Source organism: Caloramator sp. ALD01, assembly GCF_000472625.1.
Taxonomy (GTDB): Bacteria; Bacillota; Clostridia; order Clostridiales; family Caloramatoraceae; genus Thermobrachium; species Thermobrachium proteoclasticum.
The window spans coordinates 15314-40027 of sequence record NZ_AXAA01000021.1; the positions used below are offsets into that span (position 1 = coordinate 15314).

Genomic DNA, 24714 nt, shown 5'->3' on the forward strand with positions numbered 1-24714 from the left:
CTAGATGCCGCCGCATCTAGCTTTTTTAACCAAAAGAAGGGAGGAAAATTAATGCAAAAAGTTGTTGAAATGAAGGGGATAACAAAGGTTTTCCCAGGTGTTAGAGCAAATGATGATGTAAACTTTGAACTGCTAAAGGGAGAAATACACGTTCTACTTGGAGAAAATGGAGCTGGAAAGACAACTTTAATGAATATTCTATACGGACTTTATCAACCAGATGCTGGAGAAATCTTTGTAAATGGACAAAAGGTAAACATAAAAAGTCCAGGTGATGCGATAAAGCTTGGTATAGGAATGGTACACCAACATTTTATGCTTGTACACAACTTTACAGTTGCAGAAAATATAGTGCTTGGTGCAGAACCTAAGAAGGGTTTAAAAATTGATATGCAAAAGGCTATAAAGGATACAGACGAGATAGCAAAGAGATATGGATTCAAGATAGATCCTAATGCAGTTATAGAGGATATAACAGTTGGGCAACAACAAAAGGTTGAAATATTAAAGGCCTTATATAGAGGTGCAGATATATTAATTCTTGATGAACCAACAGCAGTATTAACACCTCAAGAAATAGAAGAGTTAGGGGTTATTTTAAAGAACTTGGTTAAAGAGGGCAAATCAATCATATTGATTACTCATAAGCTAAAAGAAGTTATGGCAATGAGTGATAGGGTTACAATCGTAAGAAGGGGAAAGGTTATAGATACAGTTTATACAAAGGATACAAATATAGATGAACTTGCTGAAATGATGGTAGGTAGAAAGGTTAATTTGGTAGTAGAAAAGAGTGAAGCAAAACCAGGTAAGGTTGTATTAAAGCTTGAAAATGTTTCAGCTTTAGATCACAGAAAACTTCCAGCTGTTAAAGGTGTAAATTTAGAAGTTAGAGCTGGAGAAATAGTTGGTATAGCTGGTGTTGATGGAAATGGTCAAACTGAACTTATAGAGGTTATAACTGGTCTTAGAAAACCAACCGATGGCAGGGTTTATATAAATGACAAAGATGTAACAGGAAAGACTCCAAGGGATGTAATTGAAGCGGGAGTTGGACACATTCCAGAGGATAGACATAAGCGTGGTCTTGTTTTAAAGTATTCACTTTATGAAAACGCAGTGTTAGGAAATCACTACAAGCTTCCATTCGCAAAGGGAATTATGATGAATTACAACAAAATAAAGGAATATACAAGAAAGTTAATAGATGAGTTTGATGTTAGAACTCCAAATGAAGAAGTTTTTGCTTCAGCTCTATCTGGTGGTAACCAACAAAAGTTTATTGCTGCAAGAGAAATTAATAAGGATCCAGAACTTATTATTGCAGCACAACCTACACGTGGAATTGACGTTGGGGCAATTGAATATATCCACAAGAGGCTTGTAGAGGAAAGAGATAAGGGAAGAGCAATACTACTTGTTTCACTTGAATTAGATGAAATATTAGCTTTATCCGACAGAATTGCTGTAATATACGATGGACAAATAGTTGATATATTAGATGCTAAGAGTGCAACAGAACACGAGCTTGGAATACTTATGGCTGGTGGCACTCTTAAGAAGCAGGCGTAAGGAGGTATAAAAATGGCAAATAAAAATACGACCTCTAACAAGCTAAGAGCAGCTTTGAGTACATTAGTTTTCCCAATTATATCAATAATAATAGCAATGTTTATTGCAGTTTTCTTTGTAATGTGGGCAGAAGGAGAAAACTTCTTTGTAGCAACAGGAACACTTTTCCAAGCTATATGGGAAGGCAGTTTTGGAACAAGCTTTAGTATAATAGAAACACTTGTTTTTGTTACTCCGCTATTATTTACAGGTCTTGCAAATGCAGTTGCATTTAAAACAGGTCTTTTTAATATAGGTGTTGAAGGACAGTTTATAATGGGTATTTTTGCAGCAGCTGCAATAGGTTTAATACCAGGATTACCAGCTATTATACACGTTCCTCTTGTACTTATAGGTGGAATGCTTGCTGGTGCAATTTGGGCAGCTATACCTGGTTTCCTAAAGGCAAAGGTTGGAACTAACGAAGTTATCAATACAATAATGATGAACTTTATAGCAATGTTCTTTGTAAACTATATGATAATGGGACCTTTAAATGCTCCAGGAAAAGCAACTACTCCGCTTATTCAAGATTCTGCAAAGCTATGGAGATTTTTAGGTGAAACTAATAGAATAAATATAGGCTTATTTATAGGAATTCTTTTAGTTGCATTAGTATATGTTCTATTATGGAAAACTACAATTGGTTATGAATTAAGAGCGGTTGGACTAAATCCTCACGCTGCAGAATATGGTGGTATAGATATAAAGAAAAATATAATTCTTGCAATGGCAATTTCAGGTGCAATAGCTGGACTTGGTGGTGCTGTTCACGTTGCTGGTATACAATATCAAGCAATACAGCTATTTGGATTTACTGGATTTGGTTTTGATGGTATAGCAGTAGCACTACTTGGAAAGAGCCATCCAGTAGGAGTACTTCTTTCAGCAACACTATTTGGTGCACTAAACAGCAGTTCACTTAACCTACAGCTTGCAAACATTCCAAAGGATATAGTATACCTAATACAAGCAATAATTATAATATTTGTTGCGGCAGACTACATCTACAAATGGATTGGAGAAAAGAGAAAGAAGGAGGCGATGATAAATGGCTAATGGAAGCATACCAGTTGTCGTAGCACTACTTGCTGCTACATTCCGTCTTGCGACGCCTCTTATCTTTGCAGCATTAGGTGGTGTTATTTCAGAACGTTCAGGTGTTGTTAATATAGGTCTTGAAGGTATAATGATAGTTGGTGCATTCTTTGCAGTTTATGGTTCAAGTTTAACAGGAAACCCTTGGGTAGGATTACTATTTGCAGTAGTTTCAGGTGCACTTGTTGCAGCTATTCACGCAGTATTAAGTATTAACCTAAAGGCAGACCAAACAGTATCTGGTGTTGCTATAAACCTATTTGCAGGTGCACTAACAAGTTTCTTGATATTTAAATTATTTGGAAGACAAGGTCAAACAGATGGTGTTGCAGCTCTTCCATATCCAACAGAAACAATGGCTAAAATACCAGTGATTGGACCATTTTTAGCTGAGCTTAACTGGTTTGTATTTATGGCTATAATACTTGTTTTTGTTGTACATTATGTACTATACTATACACCACTTGGACTTAGAATTAGAGCTGTTGGAGAACATCCAAAGGCAGCTGATACATTAGGTATAAATGTATATAAGATAAGATATTTATGCGTTATTATGTCAGGTGTATTTGCTGGTCTTGGTGGTGCTACACTTTCAATAGGTGTTATGAACCTATTTAGAGAAGGTATGGTAAGTGGTAGAGGTTTCATTGCACTTGCAGCAATGATATTTGGAAACTGGAAGCCATTTGGAGCTATGGGTGCTTCATTCCTATTTGCCTTTGCTCAAGCCTTTGAAATACTTGCACAAAAATTTGGTTGGGCATTACCAACAGAAGCATACTTGGCATTCCCATATATTTTAACTATGCTTGCACTTGCAGGATTTGTTGGTAAAACAACTCCACCAGCAGCAGATGGAGTTCCATATAACAAGGGAGAAAGATAAAAAAGGGGCTTTTATGCCTCTTTTTTATCTTTTATTATTTAATCTGTCTAATAAAATGTGTTATAATATTTATATAATTCTTAATATAATATGTAGTACAAAATACAATTTGTGGGGGATAATATGAGCTTGAATTTTTCATTAGATTTAAAACTGGAACAAAAACTTGTAATGACACAGGAAATGCAGCTTGCAGTAAAAGTTCTCCAGCTTCCCAATAATGAATTAAAAGAATATATTGAAGACGAGCTACTTGAGAATCCAGTTTTAGAGCTTGATTCAAGTTATGATGAAAGATTGGATAAAGTTATACAAATTTATTCAGATTATAGTGATGATTACTTTACTGATTATTCGGAGGATGAATATGACGAAAAGATAACTCCCTTCTATTTTTTGAGTAATAAGAGGAGTCTATACGATTGCTTAAAGGAACAGCTTGGCTATATCCCTCTTACAAAAAGAGATAGAAAGATAGCAGAGTATATTATTGATAATCTGGATCAAAATGGATATTTAAATATGCACGAACTTTCAATTGCAAACAAGTTTAAAGTTTCCCTTGATATAGTTCGTAATATTATTTCAATAATACAGGATTTTGAACCAAGTGGAGTTTGTGCAAGAAATTTAAAGGAATGCTTAAAGATACAATTAAAAAATAAAGGTGTATATGATCACTTTTATGAAAAATTAATTGATAACGAATTGGAGAATATAGCAAATAAGGCATATTCATTTATTTCTCAAAAATATGGGGTTGAAGAGGAGAAACTTCTAAGATATATAGAAGTAATTAAATCTTTAGATCCAAAACCTGGATGTAGACTTGGAGATGAAACTGTAAAATATGTTGTTCCAGATGTATATATAGAGAATGTTGATGGTGAGTTTGTTGTAAGGGTAAATGAAGATAATTTGCCAATCCTTAAGATAAATAAACAATATAAAAATATACTTAGAAATAAGAACTGTGAAGAGTATAAATATATAAAATCAAAGATTGAGGCAGCCTATTGGTTAATAAAAAGTATTGAACAGAGAAGGGAAACAATAAAGAAGGTTGCAGAATCAATCGTAAGACATCAAATAGGATTTTTTAAGTATGATGAATCTCTCAAACCACTTAATTTAAAAACGATTTCAGAAGAGACAGGCCTTCACGAATCAACTGTAAGTAGAGCGATTAATGGTAAATATGCACAAACACCAAAGGGTGTCTTTGAGCTTAAGTACTTTTTAGTTCGTGGACTTAGTACATCCTATGGGGATAATGTGTCTATTGATACATTAAAAAACAAAATAAGCGATATTATAAATAACGAAAATAAGAAAAAACCATATTCAGACCAACAGATTGCAGATATATTAAATGCAACTGGAGTTAAGATTTCAAGAAGAACTGTAACAAAATATAGAGAAGAATTAGGGATAGAGTCTTCCTCAAAGAGGAAAATAAAATAGTGTGTTAATTAAGAGCCTTAAAATGCTATCTTTGGAACAAGTTGATTTGCATTTTAATTAGTATAGCATTTTAGGGTTCCTTTTATTTGTTTATGAATATATGAATTATCTAAAACAAATAATAAAGATGTATGGTATATAAGAATTTTTTAGAAAATATATTGAAAAATAATAATTTTAGTGATATAGTAGAAATTGGAGTGGGACAAAAATAATACATAGGGACATAAATAGTCCCTACAACAGGTTTAAGGGAGTGACATAGTTGAAAAATGTATTATCACTACAACAAAAGATAGTTCCTGAAATAATTGAACTGCTCTTAAAAAGGTATAAGATATTAAAATGCATATATTATAACCAACCTGTTGGAAGAAGAGCATTGTCCCAAGAGCTTGATTTAGGAGAAAGAGTTGTAAGAACAGAGGTAAATTTCCTAAAAGAACAAGGACTTATAGAAATTTATTCAACGGGTATGACAGTAACAAAAGATGGGGAATATATATTAGAAAGCCTTGAAGAGATGATTCACGAAATAAGTGGATTGGCTGATGTGGAAAATAAATTAAAAAAGATTTTAGAAGTACATAAGGTTATAGTTGTACCTGGGGATATAGATGAAGATATAACTGTACTTAAGGAAATGGGAAGGCTTGCAGCAAATTATATTAAATCAATAATGTCAAATGATACAATAATTGCTCTAACGGGTGGTTCTTCAGTTTCACAGGTGGTTGAGAACTTCCCAAAGGTGTCAAAGGAAAATATTCTTGTTGTTCCTGCAAGAGGAGGAATAGGAAGAAATGTTGAGACGCAGGCAAGCACACTTGCTGCAAAGCTTGCATATAAAATAGGTGCAAATTATAAACTTCTTCACGTTCCAGATAACTTAAGCCGTGAAGCCCTGGGAACTATGTTAAATGAACCAGGTATAAAGGATGTTGTACAGAATATAAGTAAAGCAGATATTTTAATATTTGGTATTGGTAGAGCAGATGAAATGTCAAAAAGAAGGGGACTTGAAGAAGCTGAAATAGAAGAACTTTTATCTAAAGGAGCAGTTGCGGAGGCCTTTGGATATTATTTTGATAAAGAGGGAGAAATAGTTTATAAGACACCAACAATAGGGTTGGATTTTAAGGATGTTCCAAATATAAAACATATAGTGGCAGTAGCAGGTGGAAAAGGCAAGGCAGAAGCAATAATAGCAACAAAAATAAACAACCCTAATATGGTAATAGTGACTGATGAGGCAGCCGCAAAGGAGATACTAAATATACAAAGAGTGAATAAAAGATAGCTATGCTATCTTTATATAAAAGTCATAAAATTAGGAGGGATTAATTATGACAATTAAAGTTGCTATCAACGGGTTTGGTAGAATTGGAAGAAACGCATTTAAAATTGCTCAAACAAGATTAAACAAGGATGTTGAAATCGTTGCAATCAACGATTTAACAGATGCAAAAACACTTGCACATCTTTTAAAGTATGACTCATGCTTTGGTAAGTTTGACGGAACTGTAGAAGCTACAGAAAACAGCTTAATAGTTAATGGAAAAGAAATAAGAGTATATGCTGAAAAGGATCCAAAGAACCTTCCATGGAAGGATCTTGGAGTAGATATAGTTATAGAATCAACAGGTCTATTTACAAAGAGAGAAAAGGCTGCAGCACATCTTGAAGCAGGTGCTAAGAAGGTTCTAATTTCAGCTCCAGCTACAGATGAAGATATAACAATAGTTATGGGTGTTAATGAAAAGGATTATGACCCAGCAAACCACCACATTATATCAAATGCATCTTGTACAACAAACTGCTTAGCTCCATTTGCTAAGGTACTTGATGAAAAGTTTGGTATAGTTAAGGGTCTTATGACTACAGTTCACTCATATACAAATGACCAAAGAATACTTGACCTTCCACACAAGGATTTAAGAAGAGCAAGAGCAGCTGCAGAATCAATAATCCCAACTACAACAGGTGCTGCAAAGGCTGTTGGTAAGGTACTTCCAAACTTAAAGGGTAAGCTAAATGGATTTGCTCTAAGAGTTCCAACTCCAACTGTATCAGTAACTGACCTTGTTGTAGAAGTTACAAGACCAACTACTGTAGAAGAAGTAAATGCTGCACTTAAGGAAGCTGCTGAAGGCGAAATGAAGGGAATACTTGGATACTCAGAAGAACCACTTGTTTCAATAGACTACAGAGGAGATGAAAGATCATCAATAGTAGATGCACTTTCAACTATGGTTATTGAAGGCAATATGGTTAAGGTTGTTTCTTGGTATGACAATGAATGGGGTTATTCAAACAGAATAATCGACCTTGTAAACTACATAGCTGAAAGAATGTAATTCTAAAGTCCGGTTTTGTAGTTTCGGCTATAAGGCCGGACTTATTTTCCTAAATTAGTGAAAGAGAGGTTTTGGGTATGAATAAGAAAACTGTAAGAGACATAGATGTAAGGGGTAAGAAGGTACTTGTAAGATGTGACTTTAACGTTCCTCAAGATAAGGAAGGAAATATTACTGATGATAGAAGAATAGTTGCAGCACTTCCAACTATAAAGTATCTTATTGAAAATGGTGCTAAGGTAATATTAATGTCACACCTTGGGAGACCAAAGGAAGGATACGAAGAAAAATACAGTGTAAAGCCTGTTGCAAAGAGATTATCTGAGCTATTAGGATTTGAAGTTAAGCTTGCTGAAGATAAGGAAGTTGTAGGAGAAAATGCAGTAAGACTTGTAAACGAAATGAAGGAAGGCGAAGTTGTTCTTCTTGAAAATGTAAGATTTATAAAGACTGAAACAAAGAATGATATGGATTTTGCAAAGAAGCTTGCATCACTTGCTGACATATTTGTAAACGATGCATTTGGAACAGCCCACAGAGCGCACTCATCAACTGCAGGTGTAGCAGAATTCCTACCAGCAGTTGCCGGTTTCCTAATTGAAAAGGAAATAGAAATAATGGGTAAAGCTCTTGAAAATCCAGAAAGACCATTTGTTGCAATTCTTGGCGGTGCAAAGGTATCAGACAAGATAAATGTTATTAACAACCTAATTGAAAAGGTTGATAGACTAATAATAGGTGGAGGAATGGCTTACACATTCCTAAAGGCACAAGGCTTTGAAATAGGAAAATCACTTCTTGAAGAAGATAAGATAGATTACGCAAAGGAAATGCTAAAGAAGGCAGAAGAAAAGGGAGTAAAGGTATACCTTCCAGTTGACCACGTTGTAGCAAAGGAATTCAGCAATGATGCTGAAGCTATGACTGTAGATGTTGAAATACCAGCAGATTATATGGGACTTGACATTGGACCAAAAACTGTTAAACTTTTCGAAGAGGCAGTTTTAGATGCTAAGACAGTAATATGGAATGGACCAATGGGAGTATTTGAAATGCCAAAGTTTGCTGTAGGTACAAAGGCTGTTGCAGAAGCACTATCAAAGGTAAATGGAACTACAATAATAGGTGGTGGAGATTCAGCTGCAGCAGTTGAACAATTAGGATACGCTGAAAAGATGACTCATATATCAACTGGTGGAGGAGCTTCACTTGAATTCTTAGAAGGAAAAGTTCTACCAGGTATTGCAGCACTTAATGATAAGTAATAAAATAATTTAGGGGGTTACTCCCCCTTGCTTAAATTCCTAAAAGGAGGATATATAATGAGAAAGCCAATTATTGCAGGAAACTGGAAAATGAATAAGACTGCAAAGGAAGCAGCACAATTCATAATCGAACTAAGAGACAAAGTAAAGGATGCTAACTGTGAAGTAGTAGTATGTCCACCTTTTACTTCACTTACTCAAGTTTTAACTTTAGTTGAAGATACAAACATAGAAGTAGGTGCACAAAATATGCACTATGAAGAAAATGGTGCATTTACTGGCGAAATTTCACCTGTTATGCTAAAGGAACTTGGAGTAAAGTATGTGATATTAGGACATAGCGAAAGAAGAATGTACTTTAAGGAAGATGATGAATTAATAAACAAGAAGGTTAAATCAGCCTTCATTCACGGATTAACTCCAATTCTTTGTGTTGGTGAACTTTTAGAAGAAAGAGAAGCTGGTAAGACATTTGAAGTTATAGACAAGCAACTTATAGAAGACCTAAAGGACGTAGATGCTGAAAATGTTGCAAAGATGGTTATAGCCTATGAACCAGTTTGGGCAATAGGTACTGGTAAGACAGCAACAGCAGAAGATGCAAATGAAGTTATTAAGTATATAAGAGGCAAGATAAGAGAAATGTTTGGCGAAAAGGCTGCAGAAGAGATAAGAATACAATATGGTGGAAGTGTTAAGCCAAGCACAATTAAAGAGCAAATGGAACAAAGTGACATCGATGGAGCACTGGTTGGAGGAGCAAGTTTAAAAGTAGAAGATTTTGCAGCAATCGTTAATTATTAAGGAGGTAAAACATGCAAAAAAGACCAGTAATGCTAATGATACTTGATGGATGGGGTATCAATGAAAAGGCAGAAGGTAATGCAATTGCAAATGCAAATAAGCCAAACTTTGATAGACTTTGGAATGAATACCCCCATACAATGCTTAGTGCCAGTGGATTAGATGTAGGACTTCCAAGAGGACAAATGGGTAACTCAGAAGTTGGACATTTAAATATTGGTGCAGGTAGAATAATTTATCAAGAATATACAAGAATAAATAAAGAGATAGAAGAAGGCGGATTTTTCAAAAATGAAGCATTAATAAAAGCAATTGAAAATGCTAAAAATAACAACAGTGATATACACCTTATGGGACTTCTTTCAGATGGAGGAGTTCACAGCCATATAGATCATCTTGAAGCGTTAATTAAGTTATGCAAAGATTTAGGCTTAAACAGGGTATTTGTTCACGCCTTCCTTGATGGAAGAGATGTTCCACCATCATCAGCACTTGAATATATAGATAGACTTGAAAAGTATATGAAGGAAATAGGAGTAGGTAAGATTGCAACTATTTCTGGAAGATACTATTCAATGGATAGAGATAAGAGATGGGAGAGAACAAAGCTTGCATATGATGCAATGGTAAATGCCCAAGGTGAAATTGCAAATAGTGCAAGAGAAGCTGTTGAAAAGTCCTATGCAGAAAATAGAACAGACGAGTTTGTTCTTCCAACGGTTATAATTGAAAATGAAAGACCTGTTGCAAGAATAAAGGAAAATGATTCGGTTATATTCTTTAACTTTAGACCAGATAGAGCAAGACAAATAACAAGAGCTCTTGTTGATGTTGAGTTTGCAGGATTTGAAAGAAACTATTTCAAGGTACATTTTGTATGTATGACTCAATATGACAAGACAATAGAAAATGTTGATATAGCATATAGACCAGAAGTATATAAAAATACCTTTGGTGAATATGTTGCAAATAAGGGCTTAAAGCAACTTAGAATTGCCGAAACAGAAAAGTATGCACACGTTACCTTCTTCTTCAATGGTGGTGTAGAAGCACCTAATAAGGATGAAGAGAGGGTTCTAATTCAATCTCCTAAGGTTGCAACTTATGACCTTCAACCAGAAATGAGTGCATATCTTGTAGCAGATAGAGTATGCCAAGAGTTAGATAAGGATATATATGATGTTGTTATACTAAACTTTGCAAATCCAGATATGGTTGGACACACAGGAGTTTTTGATGCTGCAAAGAAGGCAGTTGAAGCAGTAGATGAATGCATTGGCAAGGTTGTTTCAAAGGTAAGAGAAAAGGGTGGTACTGTACTTATAACTGCAGACCACGGAAATGCTGAAATGATGGTTGACTATGAAACAGGTGAACCATATACAGCACACACAACAAACCTTGTGCCATTTATAGTTGTTTGTGATGAAAAGTTAGAATTAAGAGATGGTGGAAGACTATGTGATATTGCACCAACAATGCTTGAAATTATGGATTTAGATATTCCTGTTGAAATGACAGGAAAATCATTAATAAAAAAATAAATACAAGAAAGGAGACATAAAAATGAAAAGATATTTAGAAATTATTGATGTTTATGCAAGAGAAGTTCTTGACTCAAGAGCTAACCCAACTGTAGAAGTAGAAGTTGTATTAGAGGATGGTACAGTAGGAAGAGCAATAGTTCCATCAGGTGCTTCAACAGGAGCATTCGAAGCTGTTGAATTAAGAGATGGTGACAAGTCAAGATACCTTGGAAAAGGTGTTTTAAAGGCTGTTGAAAATGTAAATAATATAATAGCTCCAGAACTAATTGGAATGAATGTATATGATCAAACTTCAATAGATAAGACTCTTATCGAACTTGATGGTACTGAAAACAAGGGTAAGCTTGGTGCTAACGCTATACTTGGTGTTTCACTTGCAGTTGCAAGAGCAGCAGCAGAAAGCTTAGGACTTCCATTATATCAATACATAGGTGGAGTAAATGCTAAGGTTCTACCAGTTCCAATGATGAACATTCTAAATGGTGGAAAGCACGCTGATAACAACGTTGACATACAAGAATTTATGGTTATGCCAGTTGGTGCTCCAAACTTCAGCGAAGCTCTAAGAATGTGTGCAGAAGTTTACCACTCACTAAAGAAGACATTAAGCGAAAAGGGATACAATACAGCAATTGGTGACGAAGGTGGATTTGCTCCAAACCTTAAGTCAAACGAAGAAGCTATCCAAGTTATACTTGAAGCAGTAGAAAGAGCTGGATATAAGCCAGGAGAACAAGTTGCTATAGCTATAGACGCTGCTGCAACAGAACTTTACAAGGAAGATGGAAAGTATCACTTAGAAGGAGAAGGAAGAGTACTTACTGCAGCTGAAATGGTTGACTTCTGGGCAGAACTTGTAGAAAAGTATCCAATAGTTTCACTTGAAGACGGTCTTGCAGAAGAAGATTGGGAAGGATGGAAGCTACTTACTGAAAAGCTTGGTTCAAAGATTCAATTAGTTGGAGACGACCTATTTGTTACAAACACTAAGAGACTATCAAGAGGAATTGAAATGGGAGTTGCAAACTCAATCCTTATAAAGCTTAACCAAATAGGTACACTAACTGAAACTCTTGAAGCTATAGAAATGGCAGAAAGAGCAGGATATACAGCAGTTGTATCACACAGATCAGGTGAATCAGAAGATACTACAATAGCAGATCTTGTTGTTGCAACAAATGCTGGTCAAATTAAGACTGGTGCTCCTTGTAGAACAGATAGAGTTGCTAAGTACAATCAATTACTAAGAATTGAAGATGAACTTGCAGATGTAGCTAAGTATCTTGGAAGAGATGCCTTCTACAATGTTAAAAAGTAATAAATAATATAAATTTAAAGGGAGCTTTGCTCCCTTTTTATAGTATAATTATATTTAGCACCTGCATTTAAAGTGTAGCACATTAATTGATTAAATCATATATATTAACAAAATATTCTGAATTGTATTGTTTATTTTTTAAACCTATGTTAAAATATGTTTAGACTTAAGTGTAGGGAGGTGTTAAGGTGAAGACATTTGTTAGTGTACTGCACGTAATTTTCAGTTTACTTGTAATAGCTTCAATATTTATGCAACCTTCAAAGGTATATGGTCTATCAACAACAATTTCAGGTGGTGCAGAAACCTTCTTTGGAAAAAACAAATCAAGAACTATGGAGGCAAAACTACAAAGACTAACGGTTATATCAATGGTATTATTTGTTATAACTTCAATGGTATTAGTTTATTTAAGCAACCACTAATTTAAAAAGGGGGATAAAAGAAATGAATAGTCAATTAATTGTGCTAGCACCTATTGCAGGTGTTATTGCTTTATTATTTGCCTATTTTCTTTCAAATAAAATAGGTAAACAGGATGCAGGTAATGACACAATGAAGGAAATTGCAAGCTATATACACGAAGGGGCTATGGCATTTTTAACAAGGGAGTATAAAACTTTAGCTATATTTATTACAGTAGTATTTATAGTTCTTGTAGTATTTATTAATTGGAAAACAGGTATATGTTTCTTATTCGGGGCATTATTTTCAATTTTAGCAGGTTTCTTTGGAATGCAGGTTGCAACCAAGGCTAATGTTAGAACTGCACAGGCTGCAACTAAGGGACAAAATAAGGCGCTTGAGATAGCCTTCTCAGGTGGTGCAGTTATGGGTATGTCAGTTGTAGGATTAGGACTTTTAGGACTTGGGGTTTTATATTTAATATTTAAAGATTCAAATATTGTAACAGGTTTTGGACTTGGTGCAAGCTCAATTGCACTATTTGCCCGTGTTGGTGGTGGAATTTATACAAAGGCAGCAGACGTTGGTGCAGACCTTGTTGGTAAGGTTGAGGCAGGAATTCCAGAGGATGACCCAAGAAATCCAGCAGTTATAGCAGATAACGTAGGGGATAATGTTGGCGATGTTGCTGGTATGGGTGCTGACCTTTTTGAATCCTATGTAGGTGCAATTATTTCAGCACTTACACTGGGGGCAGTACTATTTAAAAATGGTGAAGGTATAATATTCCCGATGGTTCTTGCTGCAATAGGAATTATTTCTTCTATAATTGGCTCTCTATTTGTAAAGGGAGATGAGAATTCAAATCCACAAAAGGCACTTAAAAATGGTACTTATGTAAGCAGTTTATTGATTATAATTGCTTCATTTATTTTAAGTAAAACTGTATTTGGAAATTATAAGGCCTTTTGGGCAATTACAGCAGGATTAGTAGTAGGAGTTATAATAGGACAATTAACAGAGATGTACACATCAGCAGATTATAGCCACGTAAAAAAGATAGCAAAGCAGTCAGAAACAGGACCTGCAACAAACATTATATCTGGTCTTTCGGTTGGAATGTACTCAACTGTTTTACCAATTGTATTTATTGCAGTTGCTGTTCTTCTATCCTTCTTTATTATGGGAGGATACAAAAATGCTTCAATGGGACTATATGGAATTGCTCTTGCAGCACTTGGAATGCTATCAACTACAGGTATGACAGTTGCAGTAGATGCCTATGGACCAATTGCAGACAATGCAGGTGGAATTGCAGAGATGGCAGGTCTCCCAAAGGATGTAAGAAAGATTACAGATAAACTTGATTCAGTTGGAAATACTACCGCAGCAATAGGAAAGGGATTTGCTATAGGTTCAGCAGCACTTACTGCACTTGCACTATTTGCATCCTATTCACAGGCTGTTGGTATTGAAAGGATAGATTTACTAAATCCAATAACATTAGTTGGAGTGCTATTAGGTGGAGTTTTACCTTATTTCTTTGGAGCCCTTTCAATGGAGGCTGTAGGTAAAGCTGCAAACCATATGATTGAGGAAGTAAGAAGACAATTTAGAGAAATTCCAGGTTTAATGGAGGGAAAAGCAACTCCAGATTATAGAACCTGTGTTGATATTTCAACTCAAGCAGCACTTAAGGAAATGGTTCTTCCTGGTGTACTTGCAGTAGTAGTGCCAATATTAGTTGGAATACTACTTGGTGCTGAAGCATTAGGAGGACTTATAGCTGGTGCGGTTGTATCTGGTGTTCTTGTTGCTATTCTAATGGCAAACGCAGGTGGTGCTTGGGATAATGCAAAGAAGTACATTGAAACAGGAGAACACGGTGGAAAGGGAAGCTTTGCCCACAAGGCAGCGGTTGTTGGAGATACTGTTGGGGATCCATTTAAGGATACAGCAGGACCTTCAATGAATATATTGATTAAACTTATGACAATCGTTTCACTTGTTTTCGCACCACTATTTGTGAAATATGGCGGAATGTTAATTAAAATGTTGAAATAAAAATATTTCCGGGGAAATATAAAGGCACGAATGATACACTTTGTATCCTTTGTGCCTTTATTTTTAGTATAGCAGCTGTTATGTTATAGTAGCATAGATAAAATTGTTGATGTATAATAATTATAATATGTGAAAAAAATAGTAAAAGATGAAATACTTAAGGAGTTGGTGCCTTGAAAAAAGAAAAGCTACTTAAGATTGAGGGTGAGTATATTGTAATGACCTTTGAACAGGTCTATGAGAAGTATAAAAATATGATTTATAAAGTTTGCAATAGATGGAAGGGAACTGCAGAATACAGCGACTTATTTCAGGTTGCTTCAATTGGACTTTACAAAGCCTTCAATAGCTACGATTTAACAAAAAATATAGAGTTTTCTACAGTTGCCTTTACCTACATTAAAAATGAAATAAGAAGTTTTTATAGGGAGGCAAGAAGGCATTTTGGGTATTTATCTTTAAATGAACCAAGCTATGATGAGGGGAATATGCAGTTTATTGATTCAATAAAGGATGATAGCTTTGAGGAAAACATATTAGAGGAGATATCAAAGGAGCAGGATTTATCACGTGTATATACTGCAATGAGGCATCTTACAGAGAGACAAAAGAGTATTTTTACCAAGTATTACATAGAAGGAAAAACAATGCAGGAGATAGCAGATCATTTTGGATTTCACGTAAGTTATGTTGGCAAGGTAATTAAGAATTCAATAAAAAAGATAAAGGATAATTTAGATTAGATTATACATATAAACTAAATCAAATGAAAAAAATAAGAAGGAGAGGTTAATATGAATAGGGAGATGGCACTTAAAGAAATTACAAGTAGGGTATCTAATAAAAATCTTATAAATCATATGGTTGCAGTTGAGGCAATAATGGGAGGCTTGGCAGAAAAGTTAGGAGAGGATAAGGAAAGATGGATGCTCTGTGGGCTTTTGCATGATATTGATTATGAAGAGACAATGGATGCACCAGAAAAACACAGCATTTTAGGTGCAAAAATATTAGAGGAGTTAGGATTAGATGAAGATATAGTATATGCTGTAAAGGTCCACAATGAAATACACGGCTTGGAAAGAAAGAGTAGAATGGATAAGGCACTTTGGGCAGCAGACCCCTTAAGTGGGCTTATAACAGCCTGTGCACTTGTTATGCCAGATAAAAAATTAGAAAATGTAACTGTAGATTCAGTATTAAAGAAAATGAAGAAGAAGGATTTTGCAAAGGGAGCAAATAGAGAACAGATTAAATCAATAGAGGAAATAGGTTTAACATTAGAGGAGTTTATAGAAATAGGACTTGAATCAATGAAAAAAATAGCACAAGAAATTGGATTATAAGAGGTGATGGTATGAGTCTAATAAAAGAAAAAATTCTTGCCTTTATGAGGGAAGAGGCATATAAACCAATGACAGCAGAGGAGCTTGCTCTTATATTTGATATTGATAAAAAAGAGTGGCAGAAATTCTATAAGATATTAGATGATATGGAGCAGGATGGACAGATAATTAAAACAAGAAAAGAAAGATACGGTATTCCTGAAAGAATGAATCTTGTTGTAGGAAGGCTTCAAGGACACAGCAAAGGATATGGTTTTGTGATTCCAGATAAAGAGGGAGAACCTGATATATTTATACCAGCAGAAGGAATAAATGGTGCAATGCATAATGATAGAGTTATAGCAAGAATAACAAGAGCTGCAATTAAGGATAAAAGGGTTGAGGGTGAAATAATAAGAATTCTTGAGAGGGCAAATAAGAGGATTGTTGGAAGATTTGAAAAGAGTCAAAACTTTGGCTTTGTAGTTCCAGATGATAAGAGGATATATCAGGATATATTTATCTCAAAATCAAATATGGGAAAGGCAAAGGATGGACAAAAGGTTGTAGTTGAGGTTACAAAGTGGCCAGAGAAGAGAAGAAACCCAGAAGGAAAGATTGTTGAGGTACTTGGAAATATAAATACCCCCGGTGTTGATATATTATCTGTTATTAAAAAATACAACCTTCCTGAGGAATTTCCACAGGAAGTTGAAGAATATGCAAATGCAATACCAGATGAAATACCAGAGGCTGAAATCAAAAAACGTAGAGATTTAAGAGATAAAAGGATAGTTACAATAGATGGAGAAGATGCGAAGGACTTAGATGATGCTGTGTCTATTGAAAAACTTCCTGATGGAAAATATAAATTAGGGGTGCATATAGCTGATGTAACCTACTATGTTAAGGAACGTTCTCCACTTGATAAGGAAGCCTTTAAGAGAGGTACCAGTGTATATCTTGTAGATAGAGTTATTCCAATGCTACCAAAGAAGCTTTCAAATGGACTTTGTAGTTTAAATCCTAAGGTGGACAGATTAACCTTGAGCTGTGAAATGGTTATAGATGAAAATGGAAAGGTAGTAAGTCACGAAATATTTGAAAGTGTTATAAAAACAAGCGAGAGAATGACATATACTGATGTTACTAAAATATTAAGGGATAAAGATCCAGAACTTATGAAAAGATATGATTACTTACTTGAAGATTTCAAACTTATGGAGGAACTCTGCTTGATTCTTTACAAAAAGAGAATGCAACGTGGTGCACTTGACTTTGATTTTGAGGAATGTAAGATTATTCTTGATGAAAAGGGTAAGCCAATTGAAATAAAACCCTATGAGAGAGAAATAGCAAATAGGATAATTGAGGAATTTATGCTTGTATGTAATGAAACAATTGCAGAGCATATGTATTGGGTTGGTGTTCCCTTTGTATATAGAATTCACGAAGACCCAGATGAAGAAAAGCTTCAAAACTTCAGTGAATTTATACACAACCTTGGATATATATTGAGGGTTACAAGGGAAGTACATCCAAAGGTACTACAGGATATATTAGAGCAGGTAAAGGGTAAGGATGAAGAAGTTGTAGTAAGTACGCTTCTTTTAAGATCCCTAAAGCAGGCAAGGTATTCACCAGAATGTACTGGACACTTTGGGCTTGCAGCAAAATACTATTGCCACTTTACATCACCAATAAGAAGATATCCAGACCTTATAATTCACAGGATTATTAAGGAACATCTAAAGGGAAAGATAGACCAAAAGAGAGAACAAAAACTAAAGAAGCTTGTAGAAGAGGCCTCAAAGCAATCAAGTGATATGGAAAGAGTAGCACAGGAGGCAGAAAGGGAGACAGATGATATTAAAAAGGTTGAGTATATGATGGAGAGAATAGGAGAAGTTTATCCTGGTATTATTTCATCTGTAACATCCTTTGGTATGTTTGTTGAACTTGAAAATACAATAGAAGGTTTAATACACATAAGCAACTTAACAGATGATTATTACATCTATGACGACAAACATCACTGCCTAATAGGAGAGAGAACTAAGAAGAGGTATAGATTAGGTGATAAGGTTGTTATAAAGGTTGTAAAGGCAGACTTAGAGACAAGGACAATAGACTTTGTAATAGCAGATGAATATGAGGAAGAATAGATATATATTGATTAGCCCCTTGAAGGATTTCTTAGGCATTCGTTTATTTCGCTAATCAATTCTAAGCTTTTCTTTGTTTGAAAAAGTCCTACCCTTGCGATGCCATCGTCCTGATGGCCGCTCGGCTCGGCACGCCCTGTGCCGAATTACGCACTTTTTCAAAGTCGAAAAGCTAAGAATTGCTAAAGCTTATGAAAGAGCCTTATGAAATCCATTCACGGGGCTTTTTTCAAAATTTACCTAACAAGTAGTTTTGTCAACAATCGCAGGTATTATAATAAATACCTGCTTTTATTATTATACAAAAAAAATTATAAAAATACTTGCATAATAATTAGATAATATGTATAATTATAAACATAAATTGAATATTAATTCGGAGGTGAAGGGATGGAAAAGGTTGTATTAGCCTATTCGGGAGGATTAGATACCTCAATAATCATTCCATATCTTAAGGAAAACTTTGATTTAGAGATAGTAGCAGTATATGTTGATGTTGGACAAGGTGAGGATACTGACTACATAAGACAAAAAGCCTTAAAATCAGGAGCAGTTAAGGTTTATATAGAGGATGCAAGGCGTGAGTTTGCCTATGAATATTTATCAAGGGCAATAAAAGCAAGGGCAATGTATGAGGGAAAGTATCTTTTGGGAACATCCTTTGCAAGACCACTTATAACTAAAAAGCTTGTAGAGATAGCTGAAAAGGAAGGTGCAAAATATATTGCCCACGGATGTACAGGAAAGGGCAACGACCAAGTAAGATTTGAGGTCTCAATATATGCATTAAATCCTAATATAAAGGTTATTGCACCTTGGAGAATTTGGGATATAAGGTCCAGAGAGGATGCAATAGACTATGCTAATGAAAAGGGAATTGAAGTACCTGTAACAAAGGAAAAGATTTATTCAGTTGATAAAAATCTATGGCACGTCAGCCACGAAGGTGGGGATTTAGAGGATATACAAAATCCGCACAATCCATCTATGTATGATATAGTAACTCCTTTGGAGATGGCAAAGGATGAGCCAGATTTCATTGAGGTTGTTTTTGAGAAGGGAGAAGTAAAATCAGTAGATGGAATTTTTGATTTAGTCGAGATAATTGAATATTTAAACAAGATTGGTGGAGAGCACGGAATTGGAATTGTTGATATATTAGAAAATAGACTTGTTGGAATGAAGTCAAGAGGTGTGTATGAGACACCAGCAGGAACAATACTATATGCAGCCCATAGAGAACTTGAATATGCAGTTCTTGATAAGGAAACTTTACATTATAAAGAGGTGTTAGTGCATAAATATGCAGAGGTTGTATATAACGGACTTTGGTTTACAACAATAAGAGAAGCACTTGATGCCTTTATAGATAAAACTCAGGAGAATGTAACAGGAAAAGTAAAGCTTAAGTTATATAAAGGAAATGTTATTCCATACGGTGTGTTTACTGAAAATGCACTATATGATAAGGAGATTTCATCCTTTGGATTTAGCGAGCTTTATAATCACAAGGATGCAGAAGGGTTTATAAAGCTCTATGGACTTCCAGTAAAGATAAAATCGTTAAAACAAAAGTATAAAGAGGAAGTGAAGGTATGAAGCTTTGGGGAGGACGATTTAATAAAGATACAAATGAATTAATGAAGAGGTTTAATAATTCCTTTTATGTAGATAAAAGATTATATAAGCAGGACATAAGAGGGAGTATTGCCCACGTCAAAATGCTTGGAAGGGTAAACATATTAAGAAAAGATGAAGTAGATAAAATTATAAATGGTCTTGAAGAAATAATGATGGAAATAGAAGATGGCAGATTAAAGCTTGAGGGTGATTTTGAGGACATTCATTCCTTTGTAGAGTCAAAGCTTTTGGAAAGGATAGGAGATGTTGCAAAAAAGCTTCATACATCAAGAAGTAGAAATGATCAGGTTGCGGTTGATATGAAGATGTTTGTTAAAGATGAGATTTCAGCTGTAATTTCAAAAATTGATGTTCTGATTGAGTGTTTAAAAAAGAAGGGTAAAGAAAATGAATATCTAATGCCCGGATTTACACATCTTCAACCTGCACAGGTTATAACCTTTAGGTACCATCTTATGGCGTATGTTGAAATGCTGAAAAGGGATAAAAAAAGGCTTTTAAATGCACTCTCTCTTTTAGATGAAAGTCCCCTTGGAAGCTGTGCACTTGCTGGAACAACAAATGACATAGATAGGGACTTTACATCAAAGGAGCTTGGATTTAGGTGTCCTACTAAAAACTATCTTGACAGTGTAAGTGATAGGGATTATCTTATTGAAATTTTGTCAGCCTTTTCAATAATTATGATGCATTTGAGCAGGCTATCGGAGGAGATTATAATTTGGTGCACACCTCAGTTTAGGTTTGTTACTTTAAGTGATGAATACTCAACAGGAAGTAGTCTAATGCCACAAAAGAAAAACCCAGATTCTCTTGAGCTTATAAGAGGGAAAACAGGAAGGGTATATGGAAGCTTAATTAATATTCTTACCGTCTTAAAGGCTCTTCCTCTTGCCTACAACAAGGATATGCAGGAGGACAAGGAATGTTTCTTTGATGCATTAGATACAGTAAACATCTGTATAGAGGTTATGATTGGGGTTGTTGAGACAATGAAGGTTAATAAAGAGGAGATGTTAAAATCTATAGATAAAGGTTATATAAATGCAACTGAGGTTGCGGATTATCTTGTGAAAAAGGGTGTTCCCTTTAGAGATGCCCACGAGATTGTAGGTAGAATTATACTCTATTGTGAAGAAAAGGGCAGGGCGATAGAAAAATTAGATTTAGATGAACTTAAGAGTTTTTCAGAGAAAATAGAGGAAGACATTTATGAATACATCGATTATTCAAACATTCTTAAAAAAGGAAATAAAAAATATATTTTGATGGAGGTAGAATAGTATGAAAAAGATTATGTCAATTTTAATGTGTTTAATTTTAATGATTTCAACAGTTGGCTGTGGTAAAAATGCAAAAGAAGATGAACTTAGTAAAATTAAAAAGGCAGGGAAAATTGTTTTAGGAACAAGTGCAGATTATCCACCCTATGAATTCCATAAGGTTATAAACGGTAAGGACGAGATAGTAGGTTTTGATATTGATATAGCAAAGAAGATTGCAGAGGATTTAGGTGTTGAACTTGAAATAAAGGATATGAAATTTGAGGGATTACTTGCTGCACTTCAGGCAGGAAAGATTGACTTTATTGTTTCTGGTATGACTCCAACAGAGGAGAGAAAAAAGAGTGTTGATTTTTCAGATGTTTATTACTATGCTGTTCAAACTGTAGTTGTTCGAACTGAGGATAAAGAAAAGTATAAGACTTTAGAGGACTTAAAGGGTGCAAGGGTAGGAGTGCAAAAAGGCTCAATTCAAGAAGGACTTGCTCAAAAGTATATGGCAAACTCTGAAATTAAAGCACTTGGTAAAATTTCAGACATAATATTAAGCTTAAAGGATAAAAAGATTGATGCAGCAATAATTGAACAACCAGTTGCACAGGCAAATGTAAACAAAAATACTGATTTAGCAATATCAGAAATAAAGCTTCCAAATGAAGATGCAGGTTCTGCAATTGCTGTAAGAAAAAATTCAGGTGCTCTTTTAGATGAGATAAATAAAACTTTAAAGAAACTTATGGATGAAAAGAAGATAGATGAATTTGTTATAAAGGCAAATGAGCTTGTGGATTAATAAGGAGGTAGACAAGTGAACTTTGATTTTTTACCTAAATACTATAATTTTTTTATACAGGGAACAAAATTTACAGTTCTTATAGCATTTTTTTCAGTTATTTTAGGTATAATCTTTGGAACAGTTTTATCATTAATGAGAATTTCAAACAATAAGATTTTAAAGTCAGTATCAACTGCGTATATTGAGTTTATGAGGGGTACGCCCCTCCTTGTTCAACTTTTTATTATCTACTATGGACTTGATTTTTCAAGATTGATAGGAGGAGAATTTGGAGATATTGCTTCGGGTATTGCTACACTATCCTTAAATAGTGCCGCCTATGTAGCAGAAATTATAAGGTCTGGCATTCAATCAGTTGATAAGGGGCAGATGGAGGCAGCAAGAAGCCTTGGAATGACCTATAGGATGGCTATGAGATATGTTATATATCCTCAGGCATTTAAAAATATACTCCCTGCACTTGTTAATGAGTTTATTGTAGTTATAAAGGAATCATCAATTGTTTCAATCATTGGTATACACGAACTTATGTATAATGCTGATACTGTACGAGGTGTAACATTTAGACCCTTTGAACCGCTTATTATTGCAGCACTTATTTATTTTATTCTTACTTTTACGTTATCAAAACTATTAGGTAAATTAGAAGGGAGATTGAAGCTGAGTGATTGAGGTTAAGAAGTTAAATAAAAGGTTTAAGAATTTGCACGTTCTTAAGGATGTTGATTTAAAGGTTGAAAAGGGTGAAGTGGTTGTAATAATTGGTCCAAGTGGTTCAGGTAAGAGTACACTTTTAAGATGTCTAAATCTTTTAGAGGTGCCAGAGAGTGGGGATGTTATATTTGAAGGAATAAGGATAAATGATAGTGATGTTGATATCAATAAAGTAAGACAGAAGATGGGGATGGTATTTCAAAGTTTTAATCTGTTTTCTAATATGACTGTTTTGCAAAATATTACGATATCACCTATAAAATTAAGGAATAAATCTGTTGAAGAGGCTAATAGGATTGCATTGGACCTTTTAAGAAGAGTAGGACTTCAAGATAAGGCAGATTATTATCCATCAAAGCTTTCAGGTGGACAAAAGCAGAGGGTAGCAATAGCAAGGGCACTTGCTATGGAGCCTGATGTAATGCTCTTTGATGAGCCAACATCAGCCCTTGACCCTGAGATGGTAAAGGAAGTTTTAAGTGTAATGAAGGAACTTGCCTATGATGGTATGACTATGGTTATTGTAACCCACGAAATGAATTTTGCAAAGGAAGTTGGAGATAGAATAATATTTATGGATGGTGGAACGATTGTTGAGGAAGGCACACCAGATGATATATTTACACAGCCAAAAAGCGATAGATTAAAAGAATTTCTAAGCCATTTCTAATATGGGTTCCGTTTAGGCCATTATTTTGCCAAGCGGAACTTTTATTAATTGTAAGTAAACTTTACTTTTTTAGAAATATATGATATATTGACATTAAAGAGATAATATTATATATTAATAAATACACGAGTTATGATGGTGGTTAATATGAAGGGTGAAAATAAGACTTTAGCAGAGAATAGAAAAGCAAGACACGATTATTTCATTGAAGAAACCTATGAAGCAGGGATTGAGTTAGTTGGAACAGAAGTTAAGTCTGTAAAGCTTGGTAAAGCTAATCTTAAGGATAGCTATGCAGAGGTTAAAAATGGAGAGATATTTGTTTATAATCTCCATATAAGTCCCTATGAAAAGGGTAATATATTTAATAAAGACCCTCTAAGACCAAGAAAACTTCTTATGCACAAAAGTGAGATAAGAAGGCTTGCAGGTCTTGTTTCACAAAAGGGCTATACACTAATTCCACTATCATTATATCAAACAAGGGGATTAGTAAAGATGCAGCTTGCTCTTGCAAAGGGTAAAAAGCTCTATGATAAGAGAGAAGATATAGCTAAAAAGGATGCAATGAGGGAAATTGAAAAACATTTCAAAGAAAAGTACCGCTACTAACACGGGGGCGTTTTGGCTTTCGACGGGGGAGGTAGTGGTTCAGGAAGCGAGCCGAGGCTCCTGGTACCTCGTTAAAAAACTGGGATTAAAAATAAACGCAAACGACAATTTAGCTTTAGCTGCCTAATAACAGGTAGCCGTCCTACTCGGGAGGCCCACGGCCTGAGATAGGGCGTCGACTAGTGGGGAACGGGCCTATCTAAGCTTTGCGATAGGTCGGCATCTATGAAGCTACTGAAGTCTGAATCCTGTCAGTGGGAGTCAGATGGAGGGAATGTCAAAACACTGACTGCGCTCGGAGATGCCTGGATGGCTACTCCTTCGGACAGGGGTTCGATTCCCCTCGCCTCCACCATATTTGAACAACACAATGATACGATAGATAGAAGCTCTGAGAAATCAGGGCTTTTTTTATTGGCTCTTTGTCAATTGTTGGGGCGGGTATTCAATTAGAATGCCTGTCCTTTCTTGTTTGAGAGTGATTTTATAAAGATAGGTTGGATGGGGGAGAGTCCCCTGCAAAAAATTGCAGGACAAAAAGACCAACGGGAGTTGGTTTTCTAAAATTTGGTATTATAATTTACTTTAATTACAGCAATGAAGAATTCTATTTCTAAACCTATCAAAGTTTTTAAAGCCGAAGGCATTTCTTTTAATAACTTTAATTTTGTTATTAAAGCCTTCAG

Annotated in this window: 22 protein-coding genes and 1 other RNA gene; 22 read left to right on the forward strand and 1 reads right to left on the reverse strand. The window is 35.0% G+C overall.

Annotation, left to right across the window (positions count from 1 at the left end; translation table 11 throughout):
• Nucleotides 1-51: 51 nt before the first annotated feature.
• The 22 genes from A3M9_RS0108980 to ssrA all read left to right on the forward strand — a co-directional run bounded on the left by A3M9_RS0108980 (nt 52) and on the right by ssrA (nt 24383).
• Complete coding sequence (locus A3M9_RS0108980; RefSeq protein ID WP_027308939.1) at nt 52-1572, forward strand: ABC transporter ATP-binding protein; 1521 nt, start codon at nt 52-54, stop codon at nt 1570-1572.
• A gap of 12 nt (nt 1573-1584) precedes the next feature.
• Nucleotides 1585-2670 (forward strand): ABC transporter permease, encoded by a 1086-nt coding sequence (locus A3M9_RS0108985; protein ID WP_027308940.1) that lies wholly within the window; start codon nt 1585-1587, stop codon nt 2668-2670.
• Complete coding sequence (locus A3M9_RS0108990; RefSeq protein WP_027308941.1) at nt 2663-3598, forward strand: ABC transporter permease; 936 nt, start codon at nt 2663-2665, stop codon at nt 3596-3598. The genes A3M9_RS0108985 and A3M9_RS0108990 overlap by 8 nt, the downstream gene beginning before the upstream one ends.
• 123 nt (nt 3599-3721) lie before the next feature.
• On the forward strand, nt 3722-5062 hold the full coding sequence (gene rpoN / locus A3M9_RS0108995) for an RNA polymerase factor sigma-54 (RefSeq protein WP_027308942.1): 1341 nt from the start codon (nt 3722-3724) through the stop codon (nt 5060-5062).
• A 265-nt stretch (nt 5063-5327) separates the two neighbouring features.
• Nucleotides 5328-6362 carry a sugar-binding transcriptional regulator gene (locus A3M9_RS0109000; protein ID WP_027308943.1) on the forward strand — a complete coding sequence of 345 codons (1035 nt, stop codon included), beginning with the start codon at nt 5328-5330 and terminating at the stop codon, nt 6360-6362.
• A gap of 46 nt (nt 6363-6408) precedes the next feature.
• Nucleotides 6409-7419 carry a type I glyceraldehyde-3-phosphate dehydrogenase gene (gene gap, locus A3M9_RS0109005; RefSeq protein ID WP_027308944.1) on the forward strand — a complete coding sequence of 337 codons (1011 nt, stop codon included), beginning with the start codon at nt 6409-6411 and terminating at the stop codon, nt 7417-7419.
• Nucleotides 7420-7490: 71 nt separating this feature from the next.
• Nucleotides 7491-8684: a phosphoglycerate kinase gene (gene pgk, locus A3M9_RS0109010; protein WP_305803571.1), complete on the forward strand. Its 1194-nt coding sequence runs from the start codon at nt 7491-7493 to the stop codon at nt 8682-8684.
• A gap of 57 nt (nt 8685-8741) precedes the next feature.
• Nucleotides 8742-9488 (forward strand): triose-phosphate isomerase, encoded by a 747-nt coding sequence (gene tpiA / locus A3M9_RS0109015; RefSeq protein ID WP_027308946.1) that lies wholly within the window; start codon nt 8742-8744, stop codon nt 9486-9488.
• An 11-nt stretch (nt 9489-9499) separates the two neighbouring features.
• A complete protein-coding gene (gene gpmI / locus A3M9_RS0109020; protein WP_027308947.1) occupies nt 9500-11032 on the forward strand; it encodes a 2,3-bisphosphoglycerate-independent phosphoglycerate mutase in 1533 nt (510 codons plus the stop codon).
• A gap of 22 nt (nt 11033-11054) precedes the next feature.
• Nucleotides 11055-12353, forward strand: coding sequence for a phosphopyruvate hydratase (gene eno / locus A3M9_RS0109025; RefSeq protein ID WP_027308948.1), 1299 nt, complete (start codon nt 11055-11057; stop codon nt 12351-12353).
• A 188-nt stretch (nt 12354-12541) separates the two neighbouring features.
• On the forward strand, nt 12542-12778 hold the full coding sequence (secG, locus tag A3M9_RS0109030; protein ID WP_027308949.1) for a preprotein translocase subunit SecG: 237 nt from the start codon (nt 12542-12544) through the stop codon (nt 12776-12778).
• Nucleotides 12779-12800: 22 nt separating this feature from the next.
• On the forward strand, nt 12801-14822 hold the full coding sequence (locus A3M9_RS0109035) for a sodium-translocating pyrophosphatase (RefSeq protein ID WP_027308950.1): 2022 nt from the start codon (nt 12801-12803) through the stop codon (nt 14820-14822).
• A 173-nt stretch (nt 14823-14995) separates the two neighbouring features.
• Nucleotides 14996-15565 carry a sigma-70 family RNA polymerase sigma factor gene (locus tag A3M9_RS0109040; RefSeq protein ID WP_027308951.1) on the forward strand — a complete coding sequence of 190 codons (570 nt, stop codon included), beginning with the start codon at nt 14996-14998 and terminating at the stop codon, nt 15563-15565.
• 51 nt (nt 15566-15616) lie between these two features.
• Nucleotides 15617-16168 (forward strand): HDIG domain-containing metalloprotein, encoded by a 552-nt coding sequence (locus A3M9_RS0109045; RefSeq protein WP_027308952.1) that lies wholly within the window; start codon nt 15617-15619, stop codon nt 16166-16168.
• Nucleotides 16169-16179: 11 nt separating this feature from the next.
• Complete coding sequence (gene rnr, locus A3M9_RS0109050; protein ID WP_027308953.1) at nt 16180-18312, forward strand: ribonuclease R; 2133 nt, start codon at nt 16180-16182, stop codon at nt 18310-18312.
• A 390-nt stretch (nt 18313-18702) separates the two neighbouring features.
• Complete coding sequence (locus A3M9_RS0109055) at nt 18703-19911, forward strand: argininosuccinate synthase (protein WP_027308954.1); 1209 nt, start codon at nt 18703-18705, stop codon at nt 19909-19911.
• Nucleotides 19908-21236 (forward strand): argininosuccinate lyase, encoded by a 1329-nt coding sequence (gene argH / locus A3M9_RS0109060; protein WP_027308955.1) that lies wholly within the window; start codon nt 19908-19910, stop codon nt 21234-21236. The genes A3M9_RS0109055 and argH overlap by 4 nt, the downstream gene beginning before the upstream one ends.
• A gap of 1 nt (nt 21237) precedes the next feature.
• Nucleotides 21238-22029, forward strand: coding sequence for an ABC transporter substrate-binding protein (locus A3M9_RS0109065; protein ID WP_035166260.1), 792 nt, complete (start codon nt 21238-21240; stop codon nt 22027-22029).
• 15 nt (nt 22030-22044) lie between these two features.
• Nucleotides 22045-22704: an amino acid ABC transporter permease gene (locus A3M9_RS0109070; RefSeq protein ID WP_027308957.1), complete on the forward strand. Its 660-nt coding sequence runs from the start codon at nt 22045-22047 to the stop codon at nt 22702-22704.
• Entirely contained in the window at nt 22697-23416 is a 720-nt protein-coding gene (locus A3M9_RS0109075) for an amino acid ABC transporter ATP-binding protein (protein WP_027308958.1), read from the forward strand. Before A3M9_RS0109070 ends, A3M9_RS0109075 begins: the two co-directional genes overlap by 8 nt.
• A gap of 135 nt (nt 23417-23551) precedes the next feature.
• The gene (gene smpB, locus A3M9_RS0109080; RefSeq protein ID WP_198011960.1) at nt 23552-24028 is read left to right on the forward strand and encodes an SsrA-binding protein SmpB; all 477 of its coding nucleotides are present in this window, start codon (nt 23552-23554) and stop codon (nt 24026-24028) included.
• Between the two features lie 3 nt (nt 24029-24031).
• Nucleotides 24032-24383, forward strand: a transfer-messenger RNA (tmRNA) gene (ssrA, locus tag A3M9_RS14460).
• 230 nt (nt 24384-24613) lie between these two features.
• On the opposite strand, the gene A3M9_RS14465 is transcribed toward ssrA, so the two are convergent.
• The coding region (locus A3M9_RS14465) for a transposase (RefSeq protein WP_156897875.1) at nt 24614-24714 on the reverse strand (101 nt) is incomplete at its 5' end.